The organism is Streptomyces gilvosporeus (genome assembly GCF_002082195.1).
In the GTDB taxonomy this organism is placed as follows: Bacteria; Actinomycetota; Actinomycetes; order Streptomycetales; family Streptomycetaceae; genus Streptomyces; species Streptomyces gilvosporeus.
In genome coordinates this window covers 4,062,148-4,073,993 of sequence record NZ_CP020569.1, presented here as the reverse complement: position 1 = coordinate 4,073,993, position 11,846 = coordinate 4,062,148, and the positions used below count along the sequence as shown (strand labels likewise).

Here is an 11,846-nt window from a genome sequence, read left to right as displayed (position 1 = left end):
TCGATGTAGCGCACACACAGCAGACGACCTCCGCGCCCTTGCCGACCACCGGGGGCGCCCGCGGCATCCGGTCGGCCCGGGGTGCGGTGGTGCTGCCGCCCGCGGGGCTGATGCTGCTGCTGGGGGCCTGGGGGATCCGTCGCCAGGACGCCGTCTGGCGCGACGAGGCCGTCACGTACGACATGGCGCACCGCAGCCTGGCCGACCTGTGGTCGACGCTCCAGCACGCCGATGTCGTCCACGGCCTGTACTACGCGCTGATGCACGTCTGGTTCCTCGTCTACGACGCGACCCTCGGCACCGCCCTCGGCGAGGCGATCGGCCTGCGGCTGCCGTCCGTCGCCGCGATGACCGCCGCCGCGGCGGGCGTCGCCCTACTGGGCCGGCACCTGGCCGGGCGGCGCGCGGGCCTGTTCGCCGGTCTCGCCTTCGCGTGGGTCCCCGTCGTGCAGCAGTACGCGCAGGAGGGCCGCTCGTACGCGATGGTGTGTGCGCTGGTGGTCTGGGCGACGTACGTCCTGGTGCGCGCCGCCGCCCGCCCGTGCCGCGCGCTGTGGTGCGCGTACACGGCCCTGATGCTGTGCGCCTGCCTGCTGCACGAGTTCACCGCGCTGGCGCTGCCCGCGCACGGCGCCGCCGTCCTCCTCGCCCGGCTGCCCCGGGAGACGCTGCGCGCCTGGGCCCTGGCCACCGCCGCCGTCTTCGGGGGGCTGGCCCCGCTGGCGGTCTACAGCACCGGGCAGTCGGCCCAGCTCGCCTGGCTGATGTGGCCCGACCCCGTCCAGCTGCTGACGTTCGCGGTGCTGGCGGTGCTGGGGGTCGGCTGCGCCCGGATCCGGGGCCTTCCCCACGCCTCGGGAACGCGGGGCCCGATCGGCCTGCGTGCCCTCGCCCTCCCCCTGCTCCTCCTGCCCACCCTCTTCCTCTTCCTCCTCTCCTACGCCGAACCGGCCTATGTCGACCGCTACGTGCTCTACTACGTCGCCGGTTTCGCCCTGCTCGCCGGAGCCGCGCTGGCCCGGTTGTCGCGCCCGGCCGGCGACGGCGGCCGGACCCGGGCGCGCCGGCTGCGCCGGACGGCGGCGCTGGTCCTGGTGGCGGCGGCGCTGCTGCCCATCGACGTCCATCTGCGCAGCCCCGACAGCCGGGTCGACGACAGCACCGCGGTCGCCCGGGCCGTGGGGGAGCTGGCGGCCCCCGGGGACGGCCTGCTCTTCCTGCCCGCCCGGCGTCGTATCTGGCGCGCCCCGCATCCGCAGGAGTTCCGCGGCCTGACCGATCTCGCCCTGGCCAGGAGCCCGCGGGCGTCCCACACCCTCTACGGCACCGAACGGTCCGGCGACGCCATCCGCGCCCGTATGCTCACCGCCCGCCGCATCGTCGTCGCCACCGATCCCGAGGGGCAGCCCCCCGACACCGACGACCAGGCAATCGCCAAACGCAGCACGCTGCACCACTCCTTCGTGCTCTGTGCCCAACGGGAGGTCCATGGCGCCCGGGTCATGCTGTATGCGCGTCCGGGGGAGTGCGGCTCCCGTTAGGGCTGCCGCCCTCCGTCGCCCCCCCCGCCGTCACTCCAACCCCGCCCCCGCGCTGTCGATGCCGAGCAGCTCGTGCAGCGCGGCCGCGCCGTCCGGGGTGAGGCGTACGGCGCGACCGGTGCCGATGCGGCGGATCCAGCGGCGTTCCAGCAGGCGGTCGCAGAGCCGGGCGCCGGCCGTGCCCGCCAGATGCGGGCGGCGTTCGGTCCAGTCCAGGCAGCCGCGGGCCTGCGGGCGTCGCCCGCCGCACAGCGCGGCCGCCTCGATCCCCAGGCCCTCGGTCAGCCATGTCCGCCCGGCGTCGGTGAGCGCGAACCCGCCGTCCTGGTCGAGCAGTCCGCGTGCGGTCATCGCGTCCGTCAGGGCCACGCCGAGCCGTCCGGCCAGGTGGTCGTAACAGGTGCGGCCCCGTGCGAGTGCCGCGGACGCGCTGACGGCGCGCAGTCCGCGCGGCGGGGCGGCCGGCGGGCCCAGGTGGGCAGCGAGGGATTCGATCAGCTCGGCGGCGCGGGGGCTCGCGAGGCGGACGTACCGATGGCGGCCCTGACGGTGCTCGGCCAGCAGCCCGCCCTCGGTCAGCCGGGTCAGATGCTCGCTGGCGGTGGACGGCGCGACCTGCGCATACGCCGCCAGCTCGCCGGCCGTCCAGGCCCGTCCGTCCAGCAGCGCCAGGCAGAACGCGGCCCGGGTGCGGTCGGCCAGCAGCCCGGCCAGCCGGGCCAACTCGGCGGCGGAGGCGGGGCCGGACGAGGGGGCGGCGTAGGGGGAGTGGGCGGATCCGGGCGTGGAGGTGGGCTTGGCGGCCATACCGTCATTGTCCGCCGCGACACTTCGGCGGTCGCCGAAATGATGCGCGCCTACGGTCCCCGTATGAGCCGTACGAACACCGCGCATCCCGCCGCCCGCAGGGCCTTCCACGCCCTCCACCACGCCTCCGACGGACCCCTGCTGCTGCCCAACGCCTGGGACGTCGCCTCGGCCGTCGCGCTGGCCGACGCCGGGTATGCGGCGGTCGGGACGACGAGCCTGGGCGTCGCCGCGTCCCAGGGGTACCCCGACGGGCGCGGCCTGGCCGGGGTGCGGGAGGCGACGCTGGCGCTGGCACGGCGGCTGGGGGGCCGGCTGCCGTGCCCGTACACCGTCGACATCGAGGGCGGCTACGGGGACGAGGACGGCGGCGACCAGGCGGCCGAACGGGCCACCGGACGGGCCGCTGACCAGGCGGCCGAACGGGTGGCCGCGCTGGCCGCGGAGCTGGCGTCCGCCGGGGCCGCCGGCGTCAACCTGGAGGACGGGCTGCCGGGCGGGGGAGGGTTGCAACTGCCGTCCCGCCAGGCGGAGTTGATCGCCGCGGTGAAGGAGCGGGTGCCGGGTCTCTTCCTCAACGCGCGGATCGATACCCACTGGCTGGTCGACACCCCGCCGCCGCTCTCCGCCACGCTGGCCCGCGCCGAGGTCTACCTGGAGGCGGGCGCGGACGGCGTCTTCGTACCGGGTGTGGTGGCGGACGAGGAGATCGCCGCCCTGGTGGCCGCCGTCCCTGCCCCGGTGAACATCCTCTTCGCCCCCGGACGGCACACCGTCGGCCGACTGGCGGAGCTGGGCGTACGCCGGATCAGCACCGGGTCGCTGCTCTTCCGTACGGCGCTGGGAGCGGCCCTCGCGGCGGCGGAGTCGGTCCGAATGGGGGAGGGCACGATGCGGGAGGGGGTGGCGCGGGAGGACGCGGCGGGAGAGGGCGTAACGGAATGTGACATTCCGGCGAGTGGTATCCCCACGGGTGGCACCCCGGCGAGTGGCATCCCGGGGTACGCGGAGGTGCAGCGGCTCATGGAGCCCCTGCGGGAGAACGGCCCGTTGGGGTGACCTCAGGCGCGCTGGGTGCGGCCCCGGCGGCGGTCGGCCTGGTCTCCGTGCTCGTCGTGGCGTCGGCGCGCCACGGCGATGCTCACGCCCGCGACGCCGAGCGCGCTCGCCCCGCCGATGAGCGTCCCCTTGGGCAGATGGCCGATCCGCTGGGCCACGCCGGCCAGGCCGTCGTCCGGCAGCATGATCTCGCTGCGGCTGGCCGAGGGCACCGTGATGTCGGAGGCGAAGGCGGCCCCGGCGGGCAGCGCCAGGGCGGCCAGCGCTCCGGTGGCGACGACGGCGGTACGGAGCATGGAGCGGCGCTGGGCCGGCATGGGATCTCCTCATCGGGCGGCACGTGGCTGCCGTGGACGGTTGGGGTGCGCCCACAGCACGTTACTGAGTGTGTTTAACGACGATCCATACGTTGTGTAACAGTCACCAAGATCTCTGCTGTAGGTCGTGTGACGGGGCGGCCTTGGGTAGCTTGGTCGGGCCGGGTGTCATATCGGGTCAAAGTGCGCGTAGTCGTAGCCCGGTCGCATGTGTGTGACGGTGCCCCGGAGGCGAAGGGTGGCGGTGAGATGCGATGGCTGCCGCGGCGGGCCCGTACCGCCCTGACCTCCCTCGCCGCACTGGCACCCCTTCTCGTCCCCGTCACCGGCTGCGCGAGCCCGGAGGGGCTCCAGAGCGAGGGCACGGCACGGGTGGTGAAGGCGCCGCTCGCGCTGTGGCCGGGGTATGCGCCCGCCCCGCTCCGCCGCGAGGAGAACCCCGCCGCCCGCAAGGCCGTACCGGGGATCGCCCACATCCCCAGCGGCAGCATGGCGGCCGCGGACCCGCTCGCCGTCCTCGACGCCGACATCACCTCCGGCGGCGGCACCGCGCCCACCCCGGCATCCGTGCGCCACCCCGTCCTGCACGACCTCACCGGCGACCGCAAACCCGACCTGATCATGGTCGTCGACCTCGGCCCCCGCACCAGCGAGCTCCGCGTCTACAGCGTCCAGAAGAAGATCGTCACCCGGGTGCTGGTGCTGCGCGGGGTGCTGGCCGGGGTCGAACTGGCGGCGGGGCATCTGGTCGTCCGCGAGCCCACCAAGGACCCGCGCTACGTCGGCGTCACCGACTACGCCTGGAACGGCGACGCGATGGAACTGTGGGACCTCACGCTCGATGACGCCCGCACACCGCAGACGCCGTCGCCGTATCCGACGCCGCCCCCGCTGACCCCGGGCACCTTGCCGTGAGGCGCCTCTCGGTCTCCCTCCGCTGGAAGATCGCGCTGACCGTGACGGCGGTGAGCTGCGCGGTCGCCGCCGTCCTGGGCGTGCTCGTCCACAACGCGGTGACCCGTCAGACCGTCGGCGAGGTCCGCAAGGACGCCGGTAACGACCTCGACACCGCCCTGGTCCTCTTCGAGTACGGCACCTCCCGCGAAGGCATCAACTCCGTTCTCGATCCGCCCGAACTCCCCGCCCAACTCCGCACGTTGGTGCACAGCGGCAAGCGCGGCAGCATGGTCGGGTCCTATCACGGCCGGCCGGTGATGTGGGTGGCGGCGCCCGCGGGCGGCCAGATCATGGCGGTGTGGTCGCCGTACGGAAGCACCCGGCGCAACCTGGAGGACTTCGACACCGCGATCCTCGGCTCGGCCGTCCTCGCGGCCACGGCCGTTGCGCTCGCCGGGCTGTTCGTCGCCCACCGCATCAGTCGTCGGCTCGCCTCCACCGCGGCCGTGGCCCGCCGGATCACCGCGGGCGATCTCGACGCACGGGTCGGCGGCACCGCGGGCCACAAGCCGGGGCGCGGCCCGACCGGTCACGACGAGGTGGCGGCGGTGGCGGCCGCACTGGACTCGGTGGCCGGTTCCCTTCAGAGCCGCCTCGAGGTCGAACAGCGCTTCACCGCCGATGTCGCCCATGAGCTGCGTACGCCGCTGACCGGCATCCTCGCCTCGGCCGAACTGCTGCCGGAGGGGCGCCCCAAGGAGATGATCAACGACCGGCTGCGGGCGCTGCGCGGGCTCACCGAGGATCTGCTGGAGATCTCCCGACTCGACTCCGGAGCCGAGCGCGCCGATCTCGCCGGATACCAACTCGGCCCGCTGGTCGACCGCGCGGTGCGCACCACCGGGCTGGACACCGAGGTACGGCTCACCGAGGGCTCGGACCCGGACACGGTCGTCGAGACGGACCGCCGCCGGCTCGACCGCATCATCGCCAACCTCGTCATCAACGCCCACCGGCACGGCGCGCCCCCGGTCGTGGTGACCGTCGACGCGCCGCGCGGCGGCACCGTCTCCGTCGAGGTGCGCGACCGCGGTCCGGGCTTCTCGGACGCGCTGCTGGAGCACGGCCCGCAGCGCTTCCGCACCGACGCCCCCGGCCGGGGCAAGGGCCACGGCCTCGGCCTGACCATCGCCGTCGGCCAGGCCGCCGTCCTCGGCATCGACCTGCGCTTCGACAACGCCCCGGACGGCGGCGCCCGCGCGACGATCCAGCTACCCCGATATCCCGAAGCCCGGCACTGAGCCCCGGGCCCACCGCCCACGGGCGCACCGGTCGCGCCTCCCCCTCACCAGTCGATGTCCGCGTACTCCTCTCCCACGCCACCGGCCGCCCCGGGGTGCTCGTCCTCCGGCGGGGCCTCCCGGTCCTCCGGCGGCGGCTCCTCCTCCCACACCGGCTCCGGCGGGCGCTCCGCACCCGAGGCCGGCCGGGGGACGCTCGCGGCCGCGGCCGGGGCCGGGACGCTCGCGGCCGGAGCCGGGCTCTCCTCCCCCGCCAGCACCTCCAGAATCTGCTGCCCGTACTTGGCGAGCTTGTTCTCGCCGACGCCGTTGACCGTCCCCAGTGCGGCCGTCGTCGTCGGCCGGGCCGTGGCGATCTCCCGCAGCGTCGCGTCATGGAAGATCACATACGCGGGCACGCCCTGCTCCTTGGCCGTACGGCCCCGCCAGGCCCGCAGCGTCTCGAAGACCGGCAGCGCCTCCGCCGGCAGATCCACCGGCGCCCGCTTGGCCTTCGCCCCGGACTGCGACCTGGCCGTCCGCGGCGCCTTCTCCGGCTCCCGCCGCATCGCCACCGTGCGCCGGCCGCCCAGCACCTCACCGCTGGTGTCCGTCAGCACCAGCGTGCCGTACTCCCCCTCGACGGCGAGCAGGCCCTGGGCCAGCAACTGCCGCACCACACCGCGCCATTCGGCCTCCCGCAGATCGGCACCGACCCCGAAGACGCTCAGCCCGTCATGGTCGAACTGGATGACCTTGGCGGTCTTCCGCCCCATCAGGATGTCGATGATCTGGCCCGCCCCGAACTTCTGCCGCCGCTCGCGCTGGAGGCGCACGATCGTCGACATCAGCTTCTGGGCCGCGACCGTGCCGTCCCACGTCTGCGGCGGCGCCAGACACGTATCGCAGTTGCCGCAAGGGCCGCTCTCCTGCCCGAAGTAGGCCAGCAGCCGCACCCGCCGGCACTCCACGGTCTCGCACAGCGAGAGCATCGCCTCCAGATGGACGGCCAGCCGGCGCCGGTGGGCGTCGTCCCCCTCCGACCCGTCGATCATCTTGCGCTGCTGGACCACATCCTGGAGCCCGTACGCCAGCCAGGCCGTCGACGGCTGCCCGTCGCGCCCCGCACGGCCGGTCTCCTGGTAGTAGCCCTCCACCGACTTCGGCAGGTCGAGATGCGCCACGAACCGGACGTCCGGCTTGTCGATCCCCATCCCGAACGCGATGGTGGCGACGACCACCAGCCCGTCCTCCCGCAGGAACCGCGACTGATGCGCCGCCCGCATCCGTGCGTCCAGCCCCGCGTGGTAGGGAACCGCGTCGATCCCGTTGTCCACCAGGAACTGCGCCGTCTTCTCGACCGAGGCGCGGGAGAGGCAGTACACGATCCCGGCGTCCCCGGCATGCTCCCCGCGCAGCAGCTCCAGCAGCTGCTTCTTGGGCTCGCTCTTGGACGCGATCCGGTACTGGATATTGGGCCGGTCGAAGCTGGCGACGAAGTGCCGGGCCTGCTCCATCCGGAGCCGCGCGGTGATCTCCTTGTGCGTGGCCTCCGTGGCCGTCGCGGTCAGCGCGATCCGCGGTACCTCGGGCCAGCGCTCGTGCAGCATCGACAGCGCCAGATAGTCCGGCCGGAAGTCGTGCCCCCACTGCGCCACACAGTGCGCCTCGTCGATCGCGAAGAGCGAGATCTTTCCCCGGTCCAGCAGGCTCAGCGTCTGCTCGACCCGCAGCCGCTCCGGCGCCAGATACAGCAGATCCAGCTCCCCGGCCAGGAACTCCGCCTCGACCAGCCGCCGCTCCTCCAGATCCTGCGTCGAATTGAGGAACCCGGCCCGCACACCCAGCGCCCGCAGGGCATCGACCTGGTCCTGCATCAAGGCGATCAGCGGCGAGACGACGATCCCGACACCGCTTCTGACCAGCGACGGAATCTGATAGCACAGCGACTTCCCGCCGCCCGTGGGCATCAGGACGACCGCGTCCCCGCCCCCTATGACGTGCTCGATGATCTCCTGCTGACTGCCACGGAACGCGTCATACCCGAACACCCGGCGCAGCACCTGCACCGCCTCGCTCACGTCCGACACGCTGTCCGTCTCCATGTCCACGACCACTTCCACGTCCGCCTCACCCATCCCTGAAGCCTACGAGCTACCGCACCGTCGCCGTGCGGCCTGTGGATAACTCACCCTCGCAACGATCTCCAGGGTGGTTTGATCATTTCGGGATGGATGACAGAGGGCGGATCACATGGCTCCGTCGGGGTGCCGTTCTGATCCGGCCGTCGAGCGGAGGAAGAGGGCGTTTGACTCCTCTCCCTCCTGAAGGAGGGAGATTCCTAGCTCACGTCGCCTGACCCCCGGCGGGGGTGCAGGTCTTACACGATCAGCACCAGCCGGGTTGAAGACCAGCCCGGATTAGCATCACGCGGGCGCTGTTCTTGTCCCTGGGGGACACGGCGCCGCACGCGGTGCAGGCATACGTTCGTTCGGAAAGGGGAAGCGCGTGCTTGGTTCTCGCTCCGCACTGCGCACAGTCCATCGTGGTGTGCGCGGGGTGCACCAGGCGCACATCGCGCCCGTGCTTGCGGCCCATCTCGGTCAGGGCCTTCTTGGTCGCGCTGATCGCCGCGTCAGCGGCCTTGCGCGCCATCGTCGACTTCGCCAGGAACTTCGGCCGGAAGTCCTCCACGGCCAGGGCATCATGGTCGCGTACGACCTTCTTCGCCCATTTGCGGCCGGCATCCTGCCGCTGGGCTGCGACCTGGCGGTGCAGTTTCGCGGTCTGCCGCTTCGCCTCGCGGTAACCCTTCGAGGCGGCCTGCCCCTTGGCCGGGCGGCGCCGGGTCATCATCCGCTGGTACTTCGCCAGCTTCTGCGCGGCAGTCTTCCCGTGCTGGGCGTGGGGAAGGTCGTGGTCGTCGCTCGTGGTGGTGGCGGTCTCCTTGACGCCCCAGTCGATCCCGATCACACGCCCGGTCTCCGGAAGGTGTTCGGTCACGGTCGGGACGACGAACGACGCCCACCAGTGCCCGACCGCATCCCGGTACACGCGCACGCTGGACGGGGGCTTGGGCAGTTCCCGCGACCACACCGGGCGCACGACGATCCCGCCCGCGAGGTGCAGGCGGCCGTCTTTGAGGCGGAAGCCACGCCGGGTGTATTCGAGGGTGGGAAGCGCTTCGCGCTTCTTCTTGTACTTCGGCATCCCGACCCGCTGCCCCATCGGCAACCGGGCCTTGATGTCCTTGAGCGCCTTCGCACGGGACTTGCCGAAGTCGCGTATCAACTGCTGCTGAGGAACGCAGGCGCCCTCCCGCAGCCACGGGGTGCGGGCGCGGGCCTCGGTAAGCATCGCAGCGAGCTGCACCGGCCCACACGTGGACTTCTCGCCGGTCGCCCGGTTGTGCACATGGACAGCCTTGGACTTGGCGACGCACTCATTCCAAACCCAGCGCAACCGGTCCCACTCCACTTCAAGGGCAGTGCGGGCCGTGGACGACAGGCGCAGACGGTAGGCGTACCGGCAATGGCCGGTCGCCTCCATGGTCGCTTCTGTCGTCATGCATCCGAACCTACCTGGGGGGACTGACAGTTGAGCCCGATTGCTCTGTGCGGTGTCCCTCACCAGCGGTTTTGGTGTATGTCGATCCGCCTTGGCGGCGAATCGGCTTTCCCTGCCCCGCTCCCGCGGGAGCTTCGTTTCTCCCCCGCAAGCGGGAGGTACCCCCACCCCCGGCTGAAGCCGGGGGTATCCACGAAGGAAACCTGATGACCGAAGTCGTAGACCTGATCAGCTACCCCGTCAAGGGGTGTGCGGGCACGTCGATGAGCGACGCGCCTCTCACACCGGCCGGCCTTGCGCACGACCGCAGCTTCATGGTCATCAGCGAGGACGGGGTCTACCGCACCCAGCGCCGTCATCCCCGTCTCGCACTGATCCGGCCCGCCGTCAGCGCCGACGGCACCCGGCTCACGCTCGACTCGGCCGACTCGGCGGGTCGTTACGGCACGGTGCGCCTCGAGGTGACCACGTCCGCACCGCGCCGCGACGTCGATCTGTTCGGCGCCACATTCCAGGGGATCGACCAGGGCGACGACGTGGCCGCCTGGCTCTCGGAGTTCCTCGGCGCGCCCAGCCGCCTGGTCCGGGTGCCGCCGGAGCACGACCGGGTCGCCGACGGCCTGACCTCCGGCCCCTCCGGCTACGCCGACAGCTGCGCCGTGCACCTGCTGTCGCGCTCCTCCCTCCGCCTCCTCAACCGGCGGATGGCCGAGCGCGGCGCCCCGCCCCTGCCGATGAGCCGCTTCCGCCCGAACATCGTCGTCGACAGTCGCCCCGGCAACGGCAACGGCCCCGACCACGGCGATGACGGCGACTGGGCGGCCGTACCGCACACCGAGGACCGCACACGCCGACTCACCATAGGCGGGGCCGAGTTGGGCTACGCCAAGCTGGCGGTGCGCTGCGCGGTCGTGTTGGTCGATCAGGAGTCCGGGGCGCGGCAGAGGCGGGAGCCGCTGCGTACGCTCGCCGACTACCGGCGGGCGCCGAGCGGGGGCGTGGTGTTCGGCGCGAAGTTCGCCGTGGTGCGGCCGGGGAAGCTGTCGGTCGGCGACGAGGTGGTCGTCGAGGAGTGGGGCGACGCCGAGCTGTGAGAACCCCCCTTGCGCCAACAGGACGGCCGCTCGCCGGACGACCTTCCCCTCCGGACCGGGGCAGCGGCCGCGGCCCGAAGGGGAAGGGGGATCGGTCCTCGAACTGAGGGGATCAGTCCTCGTAGTAGTTGTTGACGACGACCTCGGGCTCGTCATCGTCGAACGCCTCGTTCAGCAGCGCACCGCCGACCAGACCGGCCGCACCCGCGCCGATGAGCGCACCCGTGCCGAAGCGGCGGCCGCCGCCCTGCTGCTGCGGGTCCTGGGGGTAGCCCTGCTGCATAGGCGCCTGCGGGTAACCCTGCTGGACCGGCTGCGGATAGCCCGCCTGGGGCGCGGTGTAGTACGGCGGCGGGGTGGTCTGGACCCGCTGGGCGCAGCCGCCGCAGGTCTGGATCTGGCGGGGTACGCCCCACTGCGGGGACCACATGACGGCCGTCGTGCCGGGGCCGTGGTTGGGGTCGAAGAAGCAGGTCATGTCGGAACTCCCGGTCGGTTGTGGTGGTGTGGTGGTGGCGCCGTGGCCCGTCGTCTCCCGGCCGGCGGCGGCCGCCGTTGCCGCAGCGACCCCTGTCGCCGCAGCGGCCGCTGTGACGGGAGAGGCCGCGGGTACCGGAGGGGCGGGCGGCACGGGGGGCGGGGTGTGCGCCGCCGGCTGCGCTGAGGCGGCCGGATCCGGGCGCAGGACGTCGACGCCGAAGTCCTGCGCGATACCGGCGAGCCCGGCGGCGTAACCCTGGCCGATGGCGCGGAACTTCCAGTCCGAGCCGTGGCGGTAGAGCTCACCGAAGACCATGGCGGTTTCGGTGGCGGCGTCTTCGCGCAGGTCGTAGCGGGCGATTTCGGTGCCGTCGGTCTGGTTGACCACGCGGATGTAGGCGCTGCGGACCTGGCCGAAGTTCTGGCCGCGCTGCTCGGCCTCGTACAGGGAGACAGGGAAGACGATTTTCGCCACCCCGGCGGGGACCGCGGTGAGGTCGACCTCGATCCGCTCGTCATCGCCGCCGCTTCCGCCGCGCGGGTCGCTGCCGCAGTGCCGTACCGAACCGTCGGGGCTGCGGAGGTTGTTGAAGAAGACGAAGTGTTGGTCGGAGAGGACCCTTCCGGACTGGTCGCACAGCAGCGCGCTGGCGTCCAGGTCGTAGCCGGCTCCTCCGGAGCCCCCTACCTGCCAGCCCAGCCCCACGCTCACGGCAGTCAGACCGGGGGCCTGTTTGCTGAGCGACACATTGCCGCCCTTGGTCAGGGCCACACTCATCTGCTTCCTCCACAACTGTCCCGACG

9 protein-coding genes and 1 pseudogene are annotated in these 11,846 nt (G+C 72.5%); 5 read left to right on the top strand and 5 right to left on the bottom strand.

Translation table 11 applies throughout. The features are described 5' to 3' along the window. The first annotated feature begins 110 nt into the window (after positions 1-110). Complete coding sequence (locus B1H19_RS17885) at positions 111-1,541, top strand: glycosyltransferase family 39 protein (RefSeq protein ID WP_203237346.1); 1,431 nt, start codon at positions 111-113, stop codon at positions 1,539-1,541. Between the two features lie 30 nt (positions 1,542-1,571). Here the strand turns inward: B1H19_RS17885 and B1H19_RS17880 are convergent, their stop codons facing one another. Further along, on the bottom strand, positions 1,572-2,348 hold the full coding sequence (locus B1H19_RS17880; protein WP_083105686.1) for an ArsR/SmtB family transcription factor: 777 nt from the start codon (positions 2,346-2,348) through the stop codon (positions 1,572-1,574). A gap of 63 nt (positions 2,349-2,411) precedes the next feature. On the opposite strand from B1H19_RS17880, the gene B1H19_RS17875 reads away from it, so the two are divergent. Further along, positions 2,412-3,407 (top strand): isocitrate lyase/PEP mutase family protein, encoded by a 996-nt coding sequence (locus B1H19_RS17875; protein WP_203237177.1) that lies wholly within the window; start codon positions 2,412-2,414, stop codon positions 3,405-3,407. A gap of 2 nt (positions 3,408-3,409) precedes the next feature. Here B1H19_RS17875 and B1H19_RS17870 read toward each other — a convergent pair whose 3' ends face one another. Next, positions 3,410-3,724, bottom strand: a complete 315-nt coding sequence (locus B1H19_RS17870; protein WP_083105684.1) for a hypothetical protein — start codon at positions 3,722-3,724, stop codon at positions 3,410-3,412. Between the two features lie 249 nt (positions 3,725-3,973). Between B1H19_RS17870 and B1H19_RS17865 the strand changes: the two genes are divergently transcribed. Next, positions 3,974-4,639, top strand: a complete 666-nt coding sequence (locus B1H19_RS17865; RefSeq protein ID WP_083105683.1) for a hypothetical protein — start codon at positions 3,974-3,976, stop codon at positions 4,637-4,639. Further along, positions 4,636-5,922, top strand: a complete 1,287-nt coding sequence (locus tag B1H19_RS17860) for a sensor histidine kinase (RefSeq protein WP_083105682.1) — start codon at positions 4,636-4,638, stop codon at positions 5,920-5,922. The genes B1H19_RS17865 and B1H19_RS17860 overlap by 4 nt, the downstream gene beginning before the upstream one ends. Before the next feature lie 44 nt (positions 5,923-5,966). On the opposite strand, the gene recQ is transcribed toward B1H19_RS17860, so the two are convergent. Next, entirely contained in the window at positions 5,967-8,039 is a 2,073-nt protein-coding gene (recQ, locus tag B1H19_RS17855; RefSeq protein WP_083105681.1) for a DNA helicase RecQ, read from the bottom strand. Between the two features lie 111 nt (positions 8,040-8,150). Beyond that, positions 8,151-9,468, bottom strand: a pseudogene (locus B1H19_RS17850) (RNA-guided endonuclease InsQ/TnpB family protein). A gap of 206 nt (positions 9,469-9,674) precedes the next feature. Between B1H19_RS17850 and B1H19_RS17845 the strand changes: the two are divergent. Then, complete coding sequence (locus B1H19_RS17845; protein WP_083105679.1) at positions 9,675-10,562, top strand: MOSC domain-containing protein; 888 nt, start codon at positions 9,675-9,677, stop codon at positions 10,560-10,562. Between the two features lie 112 nt (positions 10,563-10,674). Here the strand turns inward: B1H19_RS17845 and B1H19_RS40505 are convergent, their stop codons facing one another. Next, complete coding sequence (locus tag B1H19_RS40505; RefSeq protein WP_083105678.1) at positions 10,675-11,820, bottom strand: TerD family protein; 1,146 nt, start codon at positions 11,818-11,820, stop codon at positions 10,675-10,677. Positions 11,821-11,846 lie beyond the last annotated feature (26 nt).